We start from the raw sequence: 21,492 nt of genomic DNA, 5'->3' as shown, positions 1-21,492 counted from the left end.
GTGATTTCTGAAAAGAACCCGAGGAAGGAACGATGATAACAGAAAAGCCTCACCATCCGTATTATCAACAGACCGTTGATGAAACCCTGACAAATATCCAATCCAGCCTGGACGGACTTACCAGTGCAGAAGCCACCGCCAGACTGGAAAAATACGGTGAAAATGCCTTACCGCAAAAACCGGGTAAACCTGGCTGGCTGCGCTTTCTGGCCCATTTCAACGATGTCCTTATTTACGTCCTTCTGGCGGCGGCGCTGCTGAAGCTGATAATGGGACACTGGGTGGATATGTTTGTCATTCTTGGGGTGGCCATCATCAACGCCCTGATTGGACATATTCAGGAGAGCAATGCGGAGAAATCGCTGCAAAGCATTCGTAATATGCTCTCCAGCGAGGCTGTGGTCATCCGGCAGGGCAACCATGAAACTATCCCGACGACAGCGCTGGTGCCGGGAGATATCGTGGTGATACGCGCCGGGGATCGCATTCCTGCCGACCTTCGCGTAATAGAGGCGCACAACCTGCGGGTGGAAGAAGCTATTCTTACCGGCGAATCCACGGTAGTGGAGAAAAGCAGCGATGCGCTCCACGGGGAGTTGCCGTTAGGCGACCGTTACAACCTGCTTTATTCTGGCACCACCGTCAGCTCCGGCGGGGGAAAAGGGCTGGTGGTGGCGACCGGTGGGGAGACCGAACTCGGCCATATCAACCAGATGATGTCGGACATTGAAAAACACCGTACCCCGCTGATGGTGCAAATGGACAAGCTCGGCAAGACCATTTTTATCACCATTCTGGTGATGATGCTGGCGCTGTTCGTTTTCAGTCTTATCTTCCGTGATATGCCCGTATCAGAGCTGGTGCTGTCGCTGATTAGCCTTGCGGTGGCGGCGGTGCCGGAAGGTTTACCGGCCATTATCTCTATCATCCTCTCGCTGGGCGTGCAGGCGATGGCGCGTCGCAAGGCGATTATTCGCAAGCTGCCTACCGTGGAAACGCTGGGGGCGATGACGGTGATCTGCTCGGATAAAACCGGCACCCTGACCATGAATGAGATGACGGTAAAAGCGGTGATTACCGCGGACACCACCTACCGCGTGGAGGGAGACAGCTACGAACCGGTGGGCAATATTCACCCTGTTGACGATCCAACACCGGTAACCGTGACCCAGGGGTCTGTGCTGGAGCGCTACCTGCGCACCGTCGATCTCTGTAATGACAGTCAGCTGATCAAAGATGAGCAGGGGCTGTGGAAAATCACCGGCGGGCCCACCGAAGGCGCGCTGAAGGTGCTGGCGGCAAAAATCCCGCTTCCGGCAATTGACGCCGAATTGCGCAGTAAAATCCCATTCGATTCGCAATATAAATACATGTCCACCCTTTATCGCCTGGGCGACGAAGAGGTGATGTTAATCACCGGTGCGCCGGACGTCCTTTTCCGTCTTTGCCAGCACCAGCAGACCCAAAACGGGCTGGAGCCGTTCAACCTGCACTATTGGGAAGAGAAGATTGAAGAGTATGCGCGCGAAGGATTGCGCATGGTGGCTGCGGCCTGGAAACCGGCCGCCAGCGGGCAGCGCGAGCTGACGCATGCGGATCTGCAAGAGGGGGTCATACTGCTCGGCATTGCGGGCATGATGGATCCCCCGCGCCCGGAAGCCATTTCGGCCATTGCCGACTGCTTGCAGGCGGGCATTCGCGTGAAAATGATTACCGGGGATCATCCACAAACGGCGATGAGCATTGGTCAGATGCTGGGTATTGGCAACGCGGCGAGCGCCATTACCGGGCGCGAACTGGAGGCGATGGACGACCACCAGCTGAGCGAGGCGGCGCAAAAATACGATATCTTTGCCCGAACCAGCCCGGAAGATAAATTCCGTCTGGTGCAGGCGCTGCAAAGTAAGCAGGAAGTGGTCGGGATGACCGGGGACGGCGTGAACGATGCGCCTGCGCTGAAGCGGGCGGATGTCGGCATCGCGATGGGGATCAAAGGTACTGAAGTCACCAAAGAAGCCGCCGATATGGTGTTAACGGATGATAACTTTGCCACCATTGCCCGGGCGGTCCATGAAGGGCGTCGGGTCTACGACAACCTGAAAAAGACCATTCTGTTCGTTATCCCGAGCAACATCGCCCCAGGCCCTGCTGATCATTATTGCCCTGCTGGCGGGGAACCTGATCCCGTTAACACCGGTACTGATCCTGTGGATGAACATGGCAACCTCGGCAACGCTGTCGTTTGGTCTGGCGTTTGAAGCGGGTGAGAAGGACATCATGAACCGGCCGCCGCGTAAGTCTAACCTGCACGTGATGGACGGTTACGCCATCTGGCGCGTGGTGTTTGTCGGCCTGATGATTGCCATCAGCGCCTTTGTGCTGGAGGCCTGGCTGCAACCTCGCGGCTACTCGCCGGAGTTCATCCGCACCGTGTTGCTGCAAACGCTGGTCACCGCCCAGTGGTTTTACATGCTCAACTGCCGCGTCACCGACGGCTTCTCCCTGAGTAAAGGTCTGCTGGCTAACAAGGGCATATGGATCGTGAGCGGCGTACTTCTGGCCCTTCAGCTTCTGATCGTCTATGCGCCGTTTATGCAGATGTTGTTCGGTACCGAAGCGCTGCCGTTCCGCTACTGGATCATTACCTTCCTGATCGGGTTCGCAATGTTCATGATTGTTGAAGCGGAAAAAGTCCTTACCCGGAGATGGCGCACGACGAAAGGATAACTGAATGAGTAGGCTAAGCCTGCCCACCGGCAGGCTTTCTCTTTGACCGAGTACAGAACACTATGATTCGATTTGCCGCGTTTGTTTTTACGCTTTGTATACTGGTTCCCGCTGCATCTGCTGTAACCTACCCACTCCCACCCGAGGGGAGCCGCCTGGTGGGAGCGCCGATAACTGTCACCGTACCTGAAGGCAATACCCTGCCGCTCGAAGCGTTTGCAGCGCAGCACGGGCAAGGGTTAAGCAATATGCTGGAAGCTAACCCGGGGGTAGATCCGTTTTTACCACGTGCCGGTACAGCGCTGGTGGTGCCGCAGCAGCTTATTCTGCCGCCAACCGTGCGTGAAGGGATTGTGGTGAACGTCGCGGAAATGCGTCTTTACTATTATCCACCCGGCAGCAACACGGTTGAGGTGCTGCCTATTGGCATTGGTCAGGCCGGGCGCGAAACGCCGCGTAACTGGGTAACCGCCGTTGAGCGCAAACAGGAAGGCCCAACCTGGTCACCCACGCCAAATACGCGACGTGCTTACGCGAAGGAGGGGAAAACGTTGCCCGCGTTCGTGCCCGCCGGGCCGGATAACCCGATGGGGCTGTATGCCCTTTATATCGGCAGGCTGTACGCGATCCACGGTACTAACTCAAATTTCGGCATTGGCCTGCGCGTCAGCCAGGGCTGCATTCGCCTGCGTAATAACGATATCAAATACCTGTTCGATAACGTTTCGGTGGGGACGCGGGTACAGCTTATCGATCAGCCCGTAAAAATGACCACCGAGCCGGATGGTAGCCGCTGGCTAGAGGTTCACGAGCCGCTTTCACGCAATCGCGCGGAATTTGAATCAACCCGAAAAGTGCCGCTGCCCATTTCGGCCGCGCAAAGGACGCAGCTGATAAGTGAAGGGGCGGGCACTGAGCTGGAACGGCGGTCGGGGATGCCGGTGAGGCTTGCAATGCCCGGTGGCGTTGCGCTTACCGGGCCTACAGGACCGTAGGTCGGATAAGCGGAGCGCCACCCGACAAACTTACCAAACGCAGAAAAGCAAAAAGCCTGCTTTAAAAGCAGGCTTTTCAAATTTGGCTCCTCTGACTGGACTCGAACCAGTGACATACGGATTAACAGTCCGCCGTTCTACCGACTGAACTACAGAGGAATCGTGTGAACGGGGCGCATATTATCGACCTGCGTACGCCTTGTCAAAGGATGGATCGCCGACTTTAGACTGTTTGCTGACAAAAACAGCAAACTGACGTTTTTGCCAACGGAATGCACCATTATTGTGCAGATATACCCCGAATGGGGCAGATCGGAATCCGTTGTCACTGTCTGAAAACAGGCACCAGCGATTGGCTTTCCTTATTTTCAGCCGCTTAGCAAAGATATTTATTCGCTGCCAAAACCTGGCATCCATATTGCAAAACCTGTTTAACAACACAGCCGTTACCGGCACGCTATTTTCGAACAGGGGGCAACATGAACTTAAGACGACTGAAATACTTCGTAAAAATCGTCGATATCGGCAGCCTGACCCAGGCGGCTGAAGTGCTGCATATCGCGCAGCCTGCGCTGAGCCAGCAGGTCGCGACTCTGGAAGGCGAAATGGACCAGCAACTGTTGATCCGCACCAAGCGCGGCGTAACGCCTACCGAAGCGGGAAAAATTTTATATACCCATGCCCGTACGATCCTGCGTCAGTGCGAACAGGCGCAGCTGGCCGTGCACAACGTGGGTCAGACCCTCAGCGGGAATGTCTCCATCGGCCTGGCGCCGGGAACGGCCGCATCGTCGGTAACCATGCCGCTGCTTCAGGCGGTGCGCGCGGAGCTACCAGAAGTGCTGGTTTATCTGCATGAGAACAGTGGTTCCGTGCTCAATGACAAACTGCTCAACGGTCAGCTGGATATGGCGGTGCTGTACGATCGCTCACCGGTTGCCGGGATCACCAGCCAGCCGCTGCTGAAGGAAGATCTTTATCTGGTCGGGACCCGTGATTGCCCCGGCCAGAGCATTGATTTAACCGCCGTGGCAGAGATGAACCTGTTCCTGCCGCGCGACTACAGCGCCGTGCGCGTTCGCGTTGACGAAGCGTTCTCGCTGCGCCGTCTGACGGCGAAGATTATCGGGGAGATTGATTCCATCTCCACGCTGACTGCCGCCATTGCCAGCGGCATGGGGGTAACGGTACTGCCCGAGTCTGCCGCACGTTCACTGTGCAGCGCGGCGAATGGCTGGATGGCCCGCATCACCACGCCATCCATGAGCTTACCGCTGTCGTTGAATATGTCCGCGCGCGGCTCCCTGTCACCGCAGGCGCAGGCGGTGAAAGAGATCCTGATGTCTCTGGTCAGTAAGCCGTCGCTGGAAAATCGCGAGCTGCAACTGGTCAGCTGATATTCCAAATAAGCATAAGATGCTGGTTTTTATTATTTGTTCTCCAGCCCGGCTGACTCTAACAATAGCCTTATGTCAGATGCGCCGGAGTGAATCGTGAATTTCCAGCAACTTAAAATTATTCGTGAGGCGGCCAGGCGGGATTACAACCTGACCGAGGTCGCTAACATGCTTTACACCTCCCAGTCGGGTGTCAGCCGACATATCCGCGAGCTTGAGGAGGAGTTAGGCATTGAGATTTTTATCCGTCGCGGCAAGCGCCTGCTGGGCATGACGGAGCCAGGCAAGGCATTGCTGACCATCGCTGAGCGCATTCTCAATGAGGCCAGCAACGTTCGTCGGCTGGCAGATCTCTTTACCAACGACGCGTCAGGTGTGCTGACAATCGCCACCACCCATACGCAGGCGCGCTACAGTCTTCCGACCGTTATCAAAGCATTTCGTGAGATCTTCCCGGACGTACGTCTGGAACTGATCCAGGGCACGCCGCAGGAAATCGAAGTGCTGCTGCATAACGGTGGGGCAGATATTGGTATCGCCAGTGAACGGCTGAGCAACGACCCGCTGCTGGTGGCGTTCCCGTGGTTCCGCTGGCATCACAGCCTGCTGTTACCCGCCGATCACCCCCTGAATCAGGTTTCGCCGTTGACGCTGGAAGAGATCGTCAAATGGCCGCTGATTACCTACCGGCAGGGCATTACCGGACGCTCGCGCATTGATGAAGCGTTCAAGCGTAAAGGGCTCACACCGGACGTGGTGCTGAGCGCGCAGGATTCCGACGTGATCAAAACCTACGTCGAGTTAGGGCTGGGGATTGGCCTGGTGGCCGAGCAGTCTGGCGGAGAATATGAAGCCGGAAATCTGGTGCGCCTGGATACGCGTCATCTTTTCGACGCGAATACCGTCTGGCTGGGGCTAAAGCGCGGGCAGCTTCAGCGCAACTACGTGTGGCGATTTATCGAGTTGTGCAATGCAGGGCTGTCCGTGGATGAGATCAAACGCCAGGTGATGGAGCCGGAAGAGGTGGCGATTGATTATCAGATTTAGTCGCTAATCAGTAGGTCGGGTAAGGCGCAGCCGCCACCCGGCAAATTTACCGAACCCACAAAAGCAAAAAGCCTGCTTTAAAAGCAGGCTTTTCAAATTTGGCTCCTCTGACTGGACTCGAACCAGTGACATACGGATTAACAGTCCGCCGTTCTACCGACTGAACTACAGAGGAATCGTGTGAACGAGGCGCATATTATCGACCTCAGTGCGCCTTGTCAAAGGGGAAAACACCGTTTTTGTTCGTTTGCCGACAATTTCAGCAAACCGATGATTTAATAGCAAATTTGCTTTCAAATTGCACAGCAAATCGCGCCGCCCGCAGACAGGCGGCGCGCAGGATCAGAACAGAACGGAGTAGTTCAGACCAAACGTACGGCCACGGCCTTTATAAGTATAAAGACCCGGTGCACCGTAGGTTGGACTATACAGCCCCGGTGCGCGCTGGCCCCAGGCGGTGGTGTAGTCTTTGTCCAGCAGGTTCTCCACGCTGAAGCTGACTTTGCCCACCGGCAGGGCGTAGCTGCCCAGGAAATCAACGGTGTTATAGGCATCGATCTTCTTACCGTCGGCGTCAGACACGTCGAAGGTTTGTGTGCTCTGCACGCGCAGGGCCCAGTCGCCCGGCGCCCAGTTCACCCATGCGCTGGCTTTCGACGGGCTGGCGCTGTCGACCGTCAGCTTCTCCCATTTCCCGTTTTCACGCGTTTCGGACTTGATGGCGTTAAAGTTCGCCCCGGTGCTCCAGTCGCTGTCGGTGAAGAAATAATCCACCTGGCCTTCAATCCCGTAGATACGACGTTTGTCGTCTTCCAGGTTGATGGTCATGTCGCTCTTGTTGATGGTGATGGTTTTATCCGAGAGCGAGTAGTAGGCCGCCACCTGGGTACGCAGGTTATCGCCGGTGAAGCGCCAGCCCAGCTCGTAAGCATTGACCTTAATACCGTCCAGCGTTGAGTCGTTCACGTTCACGCTGTTTTGCAGGCGATAGTGACCATCGACCAGCTGATAGGTGCCGGAGCCGTAGTACTTCGCCAGGTCCGGAATTTCGAAGCCCTGGGAGAAGTTAAACCACAGCTGTTGCTGTTCGGTCAGACGTCCAAGGATCCCGGCGTTAAACAGGAAGTTGTTGTAGTCGGTTTTCCCGCCCGGCACCGCGTCAGCGGAGGTGGCTTTGCCCGTGGCGATTGCCTGCTGCTGGGCGTAACCGACAAAATCGTCCACCTTGTTTTCGGTGTACTGGTAGCGCACGCCGCCGCTCAGGGTGATAGCGTCAATGTCATAGCTGGCTTGCAGGAACGGCGCGAGGTTGGTAATGCTGTATCCCGGGTAACGGCCCACGTTGTAGGCGTTGTCCAGCTCCATGCCGCCGCTCGCCGCCGCTTTGCTTAAGTCGAAGAACTGCTGGTTGGCGTCGAACGTTTCGTGATCGGCATCCACACCCCAGGTGAGGGTCAGGTCATCCATCGGCTTGCTGTTCAGCGTCAGCTTGCCGCCGTAAAAATCGGTTTTCTGCTGGGACGCGCCAATGCTGGTCACCGCGCCTTTGCTCAGCGTCGGGAACGGGTAGTAGGTAAGGCTCTCATCACGGTAGTAAATCTGCGCAACCAGATCCTGCCCCCAGAAGTCGGTGTTCGAGTACTGCAGGTTGATCAGGTGACGCTCTGTGCCCGGGATACGGTCAGAGTCCAGGTTGTCTTTGTTATAGGCTTTGGCATCGCCCGTGACCGCAGCGAAATTCTCTCCGAGGAACAGCCCGTGTTTGCCGTCGGATTCGCTCTTGTAGTACTGGGTGGTTAACTGGAGCTGCTGATGATCGTCGATGTTGATGGTGCCCGTTCCCATCACGTCGATACGGTCGGAATACTGCAAGCCGGTCTGGGTGTTATCGATAATCACCTCGTCGCCGTTGCCGTCATACCAGCCGCCGTAGCGCTGATAGGAGACCGACAGACGTCCAGAGGCGTTGTCGTTGCCGCCGCTCACGGCTGCTGAGACGTTCTCATCATGGTCGTTATGGCTGTTAAACCCGCTTTTTGCCCCGGTCTGGAACTCCACTTCGGTCTCCGGCTGGCCTTTTTTGGTGACGATGTTCACCAGACCGCCGGTACTGCCGCCGCCGTACAGCGAGGTGGCGCCGGAAATGACTTCGATACGGTCAATGTTGAACGGATCGATAGAGTCGAGCTGGCGGCTGTCGCTGCGGGACGAGTTCAGGCGCACGCCGTCCACCATCACCATCATGGAGCGACCGCGCAGGTTCATGCCGTAGTTGGTACGTCCCTGGCTGCTGACGTCCATGCCGGGGATCAGCTGGGCCAGCACCTCTTTAATCTCTTTCCCGCCCTGAACCTGCTGCTCAATTTCCGCCCGCTCTATAACCCAGGTGGTTTGCGCCATCTCTGCCACGCTGCGATGTGCCCGGCTGGCAGAAACCACAATATCTTCTTCCTTTTGTTCTTCCGCCCACGCAGAGGTAGAAAGCATGGCAAGCAAGCACGGATTTAAAACCCAAAGATGAGAACGTTTCATTGTTATGTTGATCCTGAATGTGTGTGTCAGTACTCGGTGGTCTTCATTAATGATTTAAAAACCTGGCTGCTCTCCGGGCTGGTGGTGCTCCGCCAGTGGATCACGCCGGGGGTGGTTGCCAGTTCAAACGGCTCGTCATCGTGAGCGCGATTCAGAATTCGCGCCGCGCGCCAGGCCATCAGGCTGAGCTGGGGTTCGGCAATACCGAGACGGTGCATCCCGGCATTGACGGCAAACAGGCGGTTGCTCTGCGGGCCGTCCCATTCAAGGGTAAAATCGTTGTTGATGCAGAAGGCTTCATCCTCATCCAGACGCAGTCGGGAAGAGAGCGGAGCGAGGAAAGCAGGCTGCACGGCGCGGTAGCCGGTGGCGAAAATCACCACGTCGCTCTCCAGCTGTTCGCGACCGCCGTCCAGGTGATGCTGGATGCTGAGGCGCTGCCCGTTCTCCTGGCGCGTCAGCGCCGTCACCGAGCGGGACGGCATCAGGTGCGCCCAGGGTTTTTCGCGCAGCACTTCGAAGCGGTGATACATAGCACGATAGATGGCCAGCAGCGACTCCGTGGTGATCCCGTCGGAGGTCATCTTCTGCTCCTGCAACATCTGGCGACGGGCGTCGTCACCGAGGGTGGAGAAGCTGTCCACATACTCCGGCGTGAAATATTCGTTAGCAAACGCGGCTTCATCCAGCGCGTTGAAGTTGTTGCGACGCGAGATCCAGTTGAGGCTCAGCGGCTGGCCCCATTCCCCACGGAAGATATTCAAAAACAGATCCGCACCGCTCTGGCCGCCGCCGACGACGGTGACGCGCCTGCCTGCTAAATCCGGCGTGCGCAGCATCATTTCGCTGGCGTGGAAGCAGGTGTCGTCCTGCGCGGTGACGCAGTCAGGAAGATTGATCTGCTTCCCAATCCCCACGCAGACGTGGCGCGCCAGGAAGCGATCCCGCTGGGTCACGACCTCAAACAGACCGTTTTGCTCATCAAAGCTGACCTGCTGCACCTGCTGGCTGAAGGCCAGATTAGTCAGGTTATCCGCCGCCCAGCACAGGTAGTCGGCAAACTCCTCGCGCGAGACGGTGCGCTGCTCGGTAGTGAGGAAACGGTAGAACTTTTTGCGCTGTACCAGGTAGTTCAGGAAGCTGTGGCGGTTGGTTGGCTCCACGGCGCTGACCAGATCCTTCAGGAAGCTGGTCTGCATGTGGCAGTCCGGTACCATCATTCCCGGGTGCCAGGAGAAGTGCGGCTTGCGTTCAAGAAACAGCGAGCTAAAACCGTCCAGCCCCTCTGCCAGCGCGGCAATACTGAGGTTGAACGGACCGATACCAATGCCGATGAAATCATAGGTTTTCATTGCGCTGACTCCTGGGAGACCAGAAAAAGAGGGTTATCAAGATCGCAGACGTAGTTCGGCAGCATGCGGCTGCCGCCGTCGTGTTCAGAGAAGGTCAGTTTGACCGGGTTGAGGATCACACGAATAATCTGCGGCTTAAACAGGTCGAACTTCGCGAAGCGCGCCGCAAGATCCGGATGGGCGGCCATATAGCGACGTAATACCTGCGCCAGGATCTGATAGAAGCGGGTTTCGCTCACGCCGGTTTGCAGGGTGAGACGGGAAATAAAGCGCAGCACCGTGACAAAGTTGCCGGTTTGCAGGTCGTGGATGATGTAATCCGCACTGAGGCGTGCGGTGACGGCTTTTACCTGCTCCGGCAGGCTCTGCGCCTGCGGGAAATCCTCGTCCACCAGGCGCATGTCGCCCTGGAAATCCTTCAGCAGAATGCGCTGTGGAACGTAATCTTTCATCACCAGCGTGACGTTCTGGCCGTGGGCGATGAGCGCCACCCCGTAGCGGCAGAGCAGGTGATAGAAGGGGATCACCGTCGCCTCAAACAGCTTTTCCAGCCATGCGTCTGCGGTTAACCCCGAGCGTTTGATCCATGCGTCAATCAGCGGGCGCCCGTCGTTATCGGTTTCCATCAGCGCGGCCATCAGCACCGCCTGTTCGCCATCCTGTAAATAGCAGGATGGGTTCTCGCGCCAGATCACCCCCAGCATCTCCTGATAGCGGTACGGCGCCTCAGGCAATGCGGCATAACCCGGATGCGACAGATATCCGGCTGCGGGTTCGCCAAGCACCTGCGCCCCGGAGTGAATCAGCGTGGCATCGCTGGCGAACTGCTGCTGTAGCCAGCGCGAGGCCAGCGGACCGGCGGCAATATACTTGCCCGGAATACCGCGGTAGCAGGAAGTGTTGTAGATGGTCAGCGGCAGCTTGATGTCATACGGCGCGCGACGGCTGGCATTGGTCAGCGTGCGCAGGGACTGCTGCGCCAGATACTCATCGCCGAACTCTCCCAGCTCCACCATCTCACCGCGCGCGAGCTGTGCCAGGAAATGAATGGCAATTTTTTGCTGCCACTGCCACGGATGCAGCGGCACCGGCAGCCAGCTGTCGTCCAGATCCAGCCCCTGCCAGCGGGCGTCGAATCGGGTGCGCTCGGCATCATCCATGGCGCTGGCGAGCAGGGTGTTGATATCGCAATCGGCGTCACTGCTCCAGACCAGACGATCGCGTTGCACGGCGACCCAGTGCAGACGAAAACGCCCGCGATATTCCGGCGCGTACTGGCGCAGGGCATCCAGCCCCCAGCCGCGGCGTCCCTTGTTGAAAATAAACTTCGGGTGACCGCGCATAAGGCACTGTAGTTCGTCCGGGTCGAGGTGGATCAGCGCATCGGCATCCAGCGTGTCACGCGCCTGCAACAGCTGCATGTCGCCCCGCAGCGTGGCGTAGAGATCTTCCATGTGCTCCGCCGTTTGCGCGTCGCTCATCTCCAGCACGGTGGCCAGTTGCAGCAGCGCGTTTTCCGCTTCGACCGCCGCGCCACTGGCGGTGGTCAGGGTATCAGGGTCAATATGCAGCCAGCCCCAGATCCCACGCGTGGCGCTAAACTGCCAGGTCGCGTTGCCCATACTGATGCGCCAGTAGTCCGCCGAAACCGGCTCGGCGCGCAGGGTGCGTTCATATTCCAGTTCAGCGAGGATCTTCGCCACCATCTCGCGGTTCACTTTCTGCCAGAGCGCGTTCACAGTTCCACCTCATGGAAGAAGCGGTGCCGCTCGCTCATGATGAGACGGGAGCGTTTGTGCGGGAAGTCGAACTCTTTCACCGTGTCAAAACCGGCGGGCGCCAGATGGCGGAACAGACGCTGGTTGTCGAAGCGCGGTTCCGCCACAATGCGCGCCGTACGCGGTTCATCGAGATACAGATAGTGGCTGAGGCCGCGCAGCCAGCTGCGGATATACTGCGCCCCGCGCCAGTTCTCTTCACCCACCAGCATGTGCAGTCCGCGATCATAGGGCTGCCAGCGGTAGTGGCGGCCAATGCGGTCTTCCGCCGCCCAGTAGAGTTCAAAATAGCCGAACGGCTGGTCGTCAAAACAGCCGATCACCGGGTAACAATAGGTCGAGTCGAGCTGACGGCGCAGGTAGTTTTCCTGCTCGGCCTGCGGGCCCGCCATCTCCCAGAAGGCGTTCACGCGTGGGGTGTTCATCCAGCGGGTAAAACGCTCGCCGTCCAGCGCCACGTCCGCCACGCGGAAGCTCAGGGTGCGCTTAATCTGCGGATCGTAACGGCGATACACTTCGCCCTGCGGACGATGAGGGCGCAGCGGGAAGTACAGCTGACGGCTTTCATCAAACTGCATTCCGCCGCTCGCCTGCGGACGTTCGCCTTTCAGCCACAGCGGCAGCTGCCAGAATATTTCGCGCGCCAGATAATCCCCGTTTGCGAGGCTAAACAGCGCCTGCGCCTGAGGTTCATCCTGCCAGGCGGCCCACGGCAGGGTAATGCCGGTCAGGGCGGGGGCGGCAACAAACAGCTGGTCGAGGGCGTCCACCAGCCAGCCGTCCGGGAGCCCGGCCAGACGCGCAAGGACCACGCTGCCGTCAAGACCCAGCGTCAGCGGCAGGTTTTGTTCCGTGGCCGTACAGCGAAAGCCGTAGCCGGAATGGACGATATTCGCGTTTGCCATCACGCCTTCTCCTTATAAAACGGGTTGCTAAAGTCGAAATAGATCACCGCCGGATCGACGATGGTGTTTTCGTTGCGATCGTGCAGGTAGCAGAAGAAGTTGCCTTTGCAGTTCCAGGTCGGGCTGTCGAGCACATAATCAAGGCAGCGGGTCTGCTTCGCCGTCATGCGCAGTTTGGCCAGCGCGTCACGCACGCGGGGCATCAGGTTCTCTTCGCTGTCGAAGCCGGCAGCGGCGAGCGCGGCGGTGACGGCAAGGGTAGAGTTCAGCAGCAGGTAATAAGGGAAGTAGCGCAGCAGCTGGCTCTCACCGAAGCGGTTTTCCACCTCGGTTTCGCCTGCCTCTTTCAGCCACGCGTCGGCCCCTTCGGTCCAGGCGCTGCCCTGACAATCGCGGTAGATCAGCCCAACGGGGAAATCCTGCTGCATCTCAACGAGGATATTTTGCTGGTGCGCCAGCAGGACCAGACCGTAGTCCGCCTCGGCGCTGAACAGCGGAAGCAATACGCGGTCGCAGTAGGCGTCCAGCCAGCAGCGGGCGGCCTGAGCGAGCGGGAGATCCAGACGCTCGCTCAGACGGCGCACCGCCGCCGCCAGCAGGCTGTCGCCGCCGTCCGGTGCCGCCTGGGTCAGGCTCACCAGCACGTTGGTTTGCGTTTCAGGGGTATCGAACAGCAGGTTGACGCGCAGGGCCATCAGGCTCTCTTCCTGAATGACGCCGTGCTCATCGCACAGCCCCGCCCAGCCGTCCTCCTGCATCACGCGCATGGTCGGGTAGCGCGCCTGAAGTTCCTGCCAGCGTGCCGTTTTCGCCAGCCGCGCCAGGCGCATGCCGCGCTTAACTTCTTTGACCGACAGCGTGCGCACGGAGTTGGTCAGCCGCACGCTGAGGGAAAACTTAATCATGTCGCTATTGGTTTCGCTGTACAGCGAGCGGGAAGAGCTGGTAGGCAGCCACTGTGCGCCCGCCTCGCCAAGTTCCCGCAGGGCACCTTTTTCAACCAGACGCTGGCACCACGGCTGCTCCAGCAAATAGGCAGCCTGCCACGGATGCATCGGCAGCAGCCAGCGGGTGTCGGTGAAGTGGCCGAGAAGATCCGGCGCACTCTGGGCCGCGAAGCGCAGCAGACGTTCACGCAGGGAGACGTTCAGGCTGTCCCCGGCAATCAGTTCATGCTCAACCGCAAACCAGCGCAGCGGGAAGCGCGAGGCGAAATCCGGCAGATAGCGGCGCGCCTCGGCCTCGTTAAACGGCTCGTGCGACTTTGGGGCAGGATGAAAAGCATGGCCGACCAGCAGCGCCTGTTCCGCTTCGGCAAAGGTCAGCGGCTTATCGCGCAGGTTTGCCCAGTTGTGGCGTAAATCAATGGCCTGCCAGGTGTGCGTATGGCTCTCCAGGACGCGCTGCTTAAAGCGCGCCAGCGTATCGGCGTCCAGAGCGCCTTTTACTGTCTCTTTTTCAAGAATGAAATCAATCAGTTGATGGAATGTGACCGTGTCACCGCCGTCGCTGTCGGCCTGAATCAGCGTGGCCGGGAAACAATACTGGTGATGCTGCGTGGGGGAGAAATAGCGTACCGGAACCCGGATGGCCTGGGTTGGGGAGAGCGGGATATGTATCTGCGATAACTCATCCGCACGGGTTGCGGGAAGATAGTGCCAGTCCTTCGTTTCGCGCAGCAGCGCGTTCAAAAAACACTGGGCCGCAACATCTGTACCGGCGGAGCGGGGCAGAGCACGCATAGATGTACCTCATTCCATGACTGATAATAATTCTCGTTATGATATTCATTCTGTTTACAGCCGCAACTATTTTTGCAATATTTGTTTTCATAAACTTCATAATTTCCACACATTTATTGACATTATCTTCACAATTCTATGCGCACCTGTACTGAGAACATCACTGACAATATGGCCCCGAAGGCAAACTGGCCCCTTGCACTGGGCGCTGGTTTATTGGGTATCGGACAAAACGGTTTGCTGGTCATGCTGCCGCAGCTGGTCTCCCTGACCGGACTGTCGCTCTCCGTCTGGGCCGGGCTGCTGATGTTCGGCTCGATGCTCTTTTTGCCCGCATCGCCCTGGTGGGGACGCCAGAGCGAGCGGCACGGCTGTAAGGTCGTGATGCTGGCCTCGTTAGGCGGCTATCTGGCGAGCTTCGTCCTGATGGCGCTGGTGGTCTGGGCGATGGCCAACGGCGCGCTGAATGCCCTCTGGGGAATGGCGGGCCTGGTTCTGTCGCGCATGCTGTACGGCCTGACGGTATCGGGGCTGGTGCCTGCGGCCCAGACGTGGGCCATTCAACGCGCGGGGCTGGATAAAAGAATGGCGGCGCTGGCAACGATTAGCTCTGGCCTTAGCTGCGGGCGTCTGCTGGGACCGCCTCTGGCCGCGCTGATGCTCAGCGTCAGCCCGGTCGCACCGCTCTGGCTGATGGCGCTGGCGCCGTTTATCGCGCTGCTTCTGGTGCTGCGCGAAGCCGCCGATCCCCCGCTGCCGCCGGTGGCGCACCAGTCGACGCGGTTACAGGCCTCTATGATGCCTTTCCTGCTGCTGGCGCTGCTGCTGGCGGCGCTGGTCAGCCTGATGCAGCTTGGTTTATCGCCGCATCTTCATCCTTTATTTAATGGCGATGCCGTGCAAATCAGCCATCATGTCGCCCTGCTGCTGAGCCTGGCCGCGCTGGCGACCCTGGCGGCGCAGTTTCTGGTGGTACGCCCGCAGCATTTTAGCCCGAGGGTTTTACTCTTAATTGCCGCGGTCTTGATGGTGGCGGGGCTTGGGCTGATGTGTCTCGCCAGTTTAGCCCTGTTCTACGTGGGCATTGTCATCACCTCGCTGGGTGCCGCCATGGCCACGCCGGGATACCAGCTTTTGCTCAACGATCGGCTGACGACGGGCAAAGGGGCAGGGGTGATCGCCACCAGCCATACGCTGGGGTACGGGGCCAGTGCGCTGCTGGTACCCGTGGTGACGCGCTTTTACGGTGAGCAGTTTTTGATTACTGCCGCATGGGGAATGGCGCTGCTGTTTCTCGCGGTGAGCGTGTGGGTACGATCGACCGATCGTACCCCTGCTGAACATTAGTGGAACGGATGAGAGGAGGTGCTGGCTGCGTCCTCACTTTGCCGCAGACGCTGGAGCGGATCCTGCTGGTAAAACTGGCAGAAACGCTGCCACAGCGCCGGGAAGCGTGGGGCGAAAAGCTCAGGTGCGCTAAAGAAATACTCGGACAGCACCGCAAAGCACTCGGCGGGATCGGTCGCGGCATAGGCATCAATGCTGGCCGCGCTTTCACCCACCAGGTCTATCTCATCCTGAATGTTTTCCATCGCCGCGTGCAGGTCGTGCTCCCATCCCGCGACTTCACGCAGCGGGATCAGCGGCACGCCGCTGGCGCGATCGCCGTTGCGGGTATCCAGCTTATGCGCTACTTCGTGAATGATCAGGTTGAAGCCCGAGGCATCGAACGAGTCCTGAATATCCAGCCAGTTGAGGATGATCGGCCCTTGCTGCCAGCTCTGCCCGGACTGCACCATACGCTGGTTGTGCACCAGCCCGATGTCATCCTCCCACTCATCATCGACGATAAACGGCGCCGGGTAGATCAGCACTTCGTGGAAGCCATCCAGCCATTCGATACCCAGCTCCAGTACCGGTAAGCAGAAGAGCAGGGCGATGCGCGAATTTTTAAGCGGATCCAGTTCGAAGCCCTGTAGCGGCACCAGCCGTTTTTGCTGTAAAAAACGCTCGGCCAGCTGAATCAGCTTTGATTGCTCTTCAGGCAAGAGATTCGCCAGCACGGGGATCGCCAGAGCCTCATCCCAGGGCAGCGCCATATTTCGACCAGCTTCGTTCGTTTTCCAGGGCCACTTAATCATCGCTTTGCTCGTTACTCGCACGTGAACAAAATGGAAAGGTCAGGGGCTGTTAGCATGCCAACATACTCTGTTAAGCAGTATGACACTCCTCTTCGGCGGCATGCAGACTGGCAGCCTGTTTAAGAGGAATCCAGCCCGCATAAACTATCACTATGTGCCGTAAGGTTGATAGCGCTTTAGGGGTATCCCCTTCATTTTGTGAAGTATGTCGTACGCGGCTATGATAAATCTCTTCTTACCCTACCGTGCTTAAGGATCCCGTCAGTATTATGCCCGTCAATTTTGACCTCAACGATCTCTATGCCTTCCGCGCTTTACTGGAATACGGCAATTTCCGTCTTGCGGCGGAGTCTATCTGCCTTTCCCAGTCGGCGTTGAGTCGCAGAATTGAAAAGCTGGAGGCGGCACTGGGGACAAAACTGTTCGACAGAACCACCCGGCGCGTCACGCTGACCCTGTATGGACAGACCTTTGCCGACCGGTGCGGGCAACTGCTTGTCGACGTGGAGTCCATGCTTTCGGATATCGATAAGGCCAGCGAGGAGCGCACGGGATTGATCACCGTGGCGACGGTGCCGTCAGCCGCCTGTTACTTTATGCCGGATGTGATCCGCCGCTTTCAGTCCCGTTACCCCCGCGTGCGCATTAAACTTATCGACAGCAGCGCCGGAAATGTTATCGAGGACGTCACCCGCGGACAGGCGGATTTCGGTATCTGCTTTGCCCGGAGTTTACAGCCCGACATCGAGTTTGTCCCCCTGGTGGAAGACGTCTACGTGGCCGCCTGCCGACGAGACAGCCCGCTTGCAAAAAGAAAAAGCCTGACGTGGCAGGCTTTTTATCAGCAGGATTATATCGGTCTGGATAAGACCTCCGGCAACCGCAATCTTCTCGACCAGCGGGTCGGACATATTCGGCCTGAGCGCCCCAGCATCTGCGAAACGCGGCACGTGACGACTATGCTCGGGATGGTTGAAGCCGGGATCGGCATTGCGGCCGTTCCCGCCATGTCAATGCCCCGCGCAGAGCATTCGCTGCTGACGTCGGTGCCTTTAACAGAGCCAGAGGTCAGGCGAACCGTGGGGTTGATTCGCCGCCGCGGGCGGATCCAGTCCTACATTGCTGCCGAACTCGAAACGCTGATCACCGAGCAGTATCGCGAGGTGCACTGACGGGCGTTAAGCCCGTTGCCGTAATGACGCTGGCCGCCTGTGGCGAGGAGAGAAAGGCCAGCAGCGCTTTTCCCTGCTCAGGATGGTCGGCCTTCTGCGTTACGGCTCCGGCGAAACGGGTAATGTACTGTATGTCGTCAGGCAACTTACCCACAAACGTCACGCCCGGGACCGGCAGAAGCTCGCTCACCTGCTGAAAGCCGAGATCGTATTTCCCTTTTGCCACTTCAGACGCCACCGGGATGCGCTCAACCCGGTGCGCTTTATTTTGGACCTGGCCGTCGATGCCCAGCTTACGGAACAACTGGCTCTCAACATACCGGCCGCTGGCGCTGTCGGAATAAGCCATGGAATGCGCCTTCAGCAGCGTTTGCCGCAGGGCGGGTACCGTACTGATATCCGGCACCGGCGCGCCCGCTTTGACGACCATCCCGACGGGCGAATCCGCCAGCTCCACGCGGGAGCCCGCCGCCGTCCTGCGATCCTGTTCCAGTTTCGCCAGCGCATCTCCAACCATAATCACCACGTCCGCTTTTTCGCCCCGGGCGAGCCGGGCCGGAATGGCCTGCGGTGTTTTGCCCATCGACGGGCCGGAGACCACAATGAGCCTGTCGCCGCTTTGCGCTTCGTACTGCGGCGCCAGCTTCTCCAGCGCCGCTTTGAAGCCGCCAGAAATCATCACCGTCACCTCCTGCGCAAGCGCGCCCGCGCTGAGGGTGGTGAAGGTCAGGGCGGCAATCACCGTTCTGAATGTAAGCATGAGGGATCACTCCTTAACGGTGGTTTGCAGAATTAACGTGCGACGACGATAGAGATAAAGCGTTGCCAGCAGGGCGCAAACGGCGGCAAAGCTCATCCAGTACCCCGGGGAGGCTTTGTCGCCGGTGTACTCAATTAAGGCGGTAGAAATCACCGGCGTGAAACCGCCAAAGACCGCCGTTGCCAGGCTATAAGCCAGCGAGAAGCCCGCCACGCGCACCTCTGCTGGCATGATCTCCGTCAGGGCCGGGATCATCGCGCCGTTATACAGGCCGTAGAGGAAAGAGAGCCACAGCAGCACGGTCAGCATCATTGAGAAACTCGGGGCTGCCGCCAGCATCGTCAGTGCCGGATAGCTGGTCGCCAGCGCCAGCAGCGTCATGGCGATAAGCACCGGTTTGCGTCCGAAGCGGTCCGATAGTGCACCGCCAATCGGTAGCCAGATGAAGTTAGAAATGGCTACCAGCAGCGTGACCAAAAGACTGTCCGAGGCGCTGAGCATCAGGACTTTTTTACCGAAGGTCGGTGCGTAAACGGTGATCAGGTAAAACGCGGTGGTGGTCATCGCCACCATCAGCATGCCCGCGATGACTACTGGCCAGTTGGCGAGCAGCGTTGTGAAGACCTGACGCATCGCCAGATGGTGGCGACGGGCGCTGAATTCCTCGGTCTCCTCCAGCTTGCGGCGCAGGAAAAAGATGAACGGCACAATCAGACAGCCAAACAGGAACGGAATACGCCACCCCCATTCGCGAATGGCACTCTCTTCCAGCACCATATTCAGCGCAAAGCCCATCGCCGCCGCGATCATAATGGCGACCTGCTGGCTACCCGACTGCCAGCTGGTGTAGAAACCCTTGCGGCCCGGCGTGGCGATCTCCGCCAGATAAACCGAAACCCCGCCCAGCTCGGCGCCTGCCGAAAAGCCCTGCAACAGGCGGCCGGTCAGCACCAGTAGCGGCGCCCACAGGCCAATGCTCTGATAGGAAGGGATCAGCACAATCAGAAAGGTTCCGGCGGCCATAATCGACAGGGTGACGATCAGCCCTTTACGGCGGCCCACTTTATCAATGTAAGCCCCCAGCACAATGGCCCCGATCGGACGCATCAGAAAGCCCGCGCCAAAGACGGCGAAGGTCATCATCAGTGACGCAAATTCACTGCTTGCCGGGAAGAACGTGTGGGCGATGTAGGTGGCATAAAAGCCGAACAGAAAGAAGTCGAATTGCTCAAGAAAGTTGCCCGACGTGACGCGGAAAATCGCGCCCGCTTTCGAACGAACCGTTGCAGGTGAGGTTGAGGAAACCATGATTATCTCCAGTTTTATAGTGACGTTATGCTCGTCTGTTTCTGAAAACTGGATCAGGAAGTGGAAATTGATAAGCGCAAATCGCGCATGGACTGATGCGTGTGGTGCATTAATGACAAAGCGTTGACCAGTATTTACATATTCAACAATAACTTAACATTTCAGTAATCTGTTATTTACCACATTTCGCTAAGTTGCTGATATATCAGTTTTGTGACACCGCGCAGGTGAGAAGCCAGGCGGGGCCTGGCTTGGGATTATCAGCGCAGCGCGTTCGCAATCGCGCTAAACATCAGCGACGCTTCCAGCGGCTGGGCGCTGAATGACGGCTCTGCCTGCGGCCAGGTGGACCACTGGACGATAACCAGATTTTCTTTCTGATTAACCACGATCATCTGACCAAAAATACCCAGCGCCCACAGGGAATCCTTCAGCGAATTTTCGACTTTCGGCTCCACGTTTGTGGCGGTGGCCGGCACTTCGTTGTTCCACCACTGGTAGCCGTACAAGCCCTTCGGATGCGCGGCGGACACCGATCCTTTGGCCTGTGTCCAGGCTGAGGACTGTTTCACCCAGCCCTCGGGGAGGATCTGATTTCCGTCCGGCAGTGTACCGTTATGCAGGATAAACTCCCCGAAACGCCCCCAGTCTTCCAGCGTGGCGTTAAATCCATGCGCACCCACGTCGTGCTGGCCTTTGCTGTAGGCATGCCACACGCCGTCGCTCGCCATGCCGTAAGGCTGCCAGATGCTTTTCTCCAGATACGCCGCGAGCGTCATGCCGGTGGCGCGCTCAAGCACATCGCCTAACAGCCAGGCGCCACCCGAGGAATAGGACCAGTTTTCACCCGCCGGGTGTTCACGGTGTAATCCTTTCACCAGGGTGCGCACGCAGTAGTAGGTGCCCGGTTTCGCTTCGCATTCGGTAAGCCGGGCGAAGTCTGACTGCGAGTTAGTGTAATCTTCGTTCCACGCCACGCCCGAGGTGTGGGTGATGAGCTGTTTTAGCGTTACGCCCTCCCAGGCGGTGCCTTTTAAATCCGGTTCGTACTGGGTGATGAGGTCGTCCAGGGAGTGGATTTTACCCTCTTTTATCGCAACGCCCACCAGCGCGGAAACCACCGATTTGCCCACGGAACGCGACGTCCAGAGCGTTGAGTTGGTATTGCCTTCTCCCAGGTATTTATAGGCCACTTTGCCATTTTTCAGCACCAGCATGCCGCTGACGTTCTGGCGTTTCAGGTAATCCTGAAGATTGTAAATCTTACCCTTCACCTGATAGCGGGCATCGGTGAGCGGTTTTTCTGCGGGCAGCAGCGGCGTTGCGTTGCCGTGGCGGAACACATCGCCCGCGTAGTTGCGGTAGTCATTGCGAAAGCCCACCACGCGATCGGCCTGGCTCCAGGTGAGCATGGTATGTGCGTCCGGGAGTCTGGCATCGAAAGGCGTCGGACAGGTCGTGAGGTCGGTACCGTTGCAGGCCGCCATGACGGCGGGCGAGAGCAGGCTGCTGACAACCAGCGCCGCGAGCAGCGTGCGGTTTGTTTTGATTTTCATATTTATCTCGTTTGGCTCAGGAAGGACTTCAGTTTAAGAACCTGCGGCCTATAATAAAAAACGCGTTATGGGGGAAAATC

The 21,492-nt window shown here is 58.2% G+C and carries 14 protein-coding genes, 2 tRNA genes and 1 pseudogene; 6 read left to right on the top strand and 11 right to left on the bottom strand.

Annotated elements, in window-relative coordinates:
* The first annotated feature begins 32 nt into the window (after window positions 1-32).
* A pseudogene (locus L2Y28_RS13735) lies at window positions 33-2,727 on the top strand (cation-transporting P-type ATPase).
* Between the two features lie 62 nt (window positions 2,728-2,789).
* The gene (gene ldtA / locus L2Y28_RS13730; protein WP_032622405.1) at window positions 2,790-3,722 is read left to right on the top strand and encodes a L,D-transpeptidase; all 933 of its coding nucleotides are present in this window, start codon (window positions 2,790-2,792) and stop codon (window positions 3,720-3,722) included.
* Window positions 3,723-3,805: 83 nt separating this feature from the next.
* Here the strand turns inward: ldtA and L2Y28_RS13725 are convergent.
* Window positions 3,806-3,881: transfer RNA gene (locus L2Y28_RS13725), tRNA-Asn, on the bottom strand.
* 320 nt (window positions 3,882-4,201) lie between these two features.
* On the opposite strand from L2Y28_RS13725, the gene nac reads away from it, so the two are divergent.
* Complete coding sequence (nac, locus tag L2Y28_RS13720; protein ID WP_022648585.1) at window positions 4,202-5,119, top strand: nitrogen assimilation transcriptional regulator NAC; 918 nt, start codon at window positions 4,202-4,204, stop codon at window positions 5,117-5,119.
* A gap of 96 nt (window positions 5,120-5,215) precedes the next feature.
* Complete coding sequence (gene cbl / locus L2Y28_RS13715; protein ID WP_003859532.1) at window positions 5,216-6,166, top strand: HTH-type transcriptional regulator Cbl; 951 nt, start codon at window positions 5,216-5,218, stop codon at window positions 6,164-6,166.
* A gap of 99 nt (window positions 6,167-6,265) precedes the next feature.
* On the opposite strand, the gene L2Y28_RS13710 is transcribed toward cbl, so the two are convergent.
* The 6 genes from L2Y28_RS13710 to L2Y28_RS13685 all read right to left on the bottom strand — a co-directional run bounded on the left by L2Y28_RS13710 (window position 6,266) and on the right by L2Y28_RS13685 (window position 14,475).
* Window positions 6,266-6,341 (bottom strand) — tRNA-Asn (locus L2Y28_RS13710).
* Between the two features lie 167 nt (window positions 6,342-6,508).
* Window positions 6,509-8,698 (bottom strand): TonB-dependent siderophore receptor, encoded by a 2,190-nt coding sequence (locus L2Y28_RS13705; RefSeq protein WP_022648584.1) that lies wholly within the window; start codon window positions 8,696-8,698, stop codon window positions 6,509-6,511.
* Between the two features lie 26 nt (window positions 8,699-8,724).
* The gene (locus L2Y28_RS13700) at window positions 8,725-10,050 is read right to left on the bottom strand and encodes a lysine N(6)-hydroxylase/L-ornithine N(5)-oxygenase family protein (RefSeq protein WP_022648583.1); all 1,326 of its coding nucleotides are present in this window, start codon (window positions 10,048-10,050) and stop codon (window positions 8,725-8,727) included.
* Window positions 10,047-11,789, bottom strand: coding sequence for an IucA/IucC family siderophore biosynthesis protein (gene iucC, locus L2Y28_RS13695; RefSeq protein WP_022648582.1), 1,743 nt, complete (start codon window positions 11,787-11,789; stop codon window positions 10,047-10,049). Before iucC ends, L2Y28_RS13700 begins: the two co-directional genes overlap by 4 nt.
* The gene (locus tag L2Y28_RS13690) at window positions 11,786-12,733 is read right to left on the bottom strand and encodes a GNAT family N-acetyltransferase (RefSeq protein ID WP_022648581.1); all 948 of its coding nucleotides are present in this window, start codon (window positions 12,731-12,733) and stop codon (window positions 11,786-11,788) included. The genes iucC and L2Y28_RS13690 overlap by 4 nt, the downstream gene beginning before the upstream one ends.
* Complete coding sequence (locus L2Y28_RS13685; RefSeq protein ID WP_022648580.1) at window positions 12,733-14,475, bottom strand: IucA/IucC family siderophore biosynthesis protein; 1,743 nt, start codon at window positions 14,473-14,475, stop codon at window positions 12,733-12,735. Before L2Y28_RS13685 ends, L2Y28_RS13690 begins: the two co-directional genes overlap by 1 nt.
* Before the next feature lie 138 nt (window positions 14,476-14,613).
* Here L2Y28_RS13685 and L2Y28_RS13680 point away from each other — a divergent pair, with 138 nt between their 5' ends.
* The gene (locus L2Y28_RS13680) at window positions 14,614-15,822 is read left to right on the top strand and encodes an MFS transporter (RefSeq protein WP_022648579.1); all 1,209 of its coding nucleotides are present in this window, start codon (window positions 14,614-14,616) and stop codon (window positions 15,820-15,822) included.
* Here L2Y28_RS13680 and mtfA read toward each other — a convergent pair.
* Window positions 15,819-16,616 (bottom strand): DgsA anti-repressor MtfA, encoded by a 798-nt coding sequence (gene mtfA / locus L2Y28_RS13675; protein WP_022648578.1) that lies wholly within the window; start codon window positions 16,614-16,616, stop codon window positions 15,819-15,821. The two genes, L2Y28_RS13680 and mtfA, sit on opposite strands and share 4 nt — an antisense overlap.
* Window positions 16,617-16,885: 269 nt before the next feature.
* Here mtfA and L2Y28_RS13670 point away from each other — a divergent pair, with 269 nt between their 5' ends.
* Complete coding sequence (locus L2Y28_RS13670) at window positions 16,886-17,788, top strand: LysR family transcriptional regulator (protein ID WP_022648577.1); 903 nt, start codon at window positions 16,886-16,888, stop codon at window positions 17,786-17,788.
* Here the strand turns inward: L2Y28_RS13670 and L2Y28_RS13665 are convergent.
* From L2Y28_RS13665 to L2Y28_RS13655, 3 genes are all read right to left on the bottom strand, one after another.
* Complete coding sequence (locus L2Y28_RS13665) at window positions 17,760-18,548, bottom strand: substrate-binding domain-containing protein (protein ID WP_022648576.1); 789 nt, start codon at window positions 18,546-18,548, stop codon at window positions 17,760-17,762. The two genes, L2Y28_RS13670 and L2Y28_RS13665, sit on opposite strands and share 29 nt — an antisense overlap.
* A gap of 6 nt (window positions 18,549-18,554) precedes the next feature.
* Complete coding sequence (locus L2Y28_RS13660; protein ID WP_022648575.1) at window positions 18,555-19,856, bottom strand: MFS transporter; 1,302 nt, start codon at window positions 19,854-19,856, stop codon at window positions 18,555-18,557.
* Window positions 19,857-20,116: 260 nt separating this feature from the next.
* Window positions 20,117-21,412, bottom strand: coding sequence for a serine hydrolase (locus L2Y28_RS13655; protein WP_022648574.1), 1,296 nt, complete (start codon window positions 21,410-21,412; stop codon window positions 20,117-20,119).
* Window positions 21,413-21,492: the final 80 nt, after the last annotated feature.

It is taken from the genome of Enterobacter sp. JH25, from assembly GCF_021725435.1.
GTDB lineage: Bacteria > Pseudomonadota > Gammaproteobacteria > Enterobacterales > Enterobacteriaceae > Enterobacter > Enterobacter intestinihominis.
Note: the sequence above shows the minus strand (reverse complement) of the source record. Positions and strands in the feature narration are given on the sequence as shown.

Coding starts and splice junctions, on each gene's coding strand:
- ldtA (WP_032622405.1), top strand. CDS start 2,790: ATGATTCGATTTGCCGCGTTTGTTTTTACGCTTTGTATACTGGTTCCC.
- nac (WP_022648585.1), top strand. CDS start 4,202: ATGAACTTAAGACGACTGAAATACTTCGTAAAAATCGTCGATATCGGC.
- L2Y28_RS13705 (WP_022648584.1), bottom strand. CDS start 8,698: ATGAAACGTTCTCATCTTTGGGTTTTAAATCCGTGCTTGCTTGCCATG.
- L2Y28_RS13700 (WP_022648583.1), bottom strand. CDS start 10,050: ATGAAAACCTATGATTTCATCGGCATTGGTATCGGTCCGTTCAACCTC.
- L2Y28_RS13690 (WP_022648581.1), bottom strand. CDS start 12,733: ATGGCAAACGCGAATATCGTCCATTCCGGCTACGGCTTTCGCTGTACG.
- L2Y28_RS13685 (WP_022648580.1), bottom strand. CDS start 14,475: ATGCGTGCTCTGCCCCGCTCCGCCGGTACAGATGTTGCGGCCCAGTGT.
- L2Y28_RS13680 (WP_022648579.1), top strand. CDS start 14,614: ATGCGCACCTGTACTGAGAACATCACTGACAATATGGCCCCGAAGGCA.
- mtfA (WP_022648578.1), bottom strand. CDS start 16,616: ATGATTAAGTGGCCCTGGAAAACGAACGAAGCTGGTCGAAATATGGCG.
- L2Y28_RS13670 (WP_022648577.1), top strand. CDS start 16,886: ATGCCCGTCAATTTTGACCTCAACGATCTCTATGCCTTCCGCGCTTTA.
- L2Y28_RS13665 (WP_022648576.1), bottom strand. CDS start 18,548: ATGCTTACATTCAGAACGGTGATTGCCGCCCTGACCTTCACCACCCTC.
- L2Y28_RS13660 (WP_022648575.1), bottom strand. CDS start 19,856: ATGGTTTCCTCAACCTCACCTGCAACGGTTCGTTCGAAAGCGGGCGCG.
- L2Y28_RS13655 (WP_022648574.1), bottom strand. CDS start 21,412: ATGAAAATCAAAACAAACCGCACGCTGCTCGCGGCGCTGGTTGTCAGC.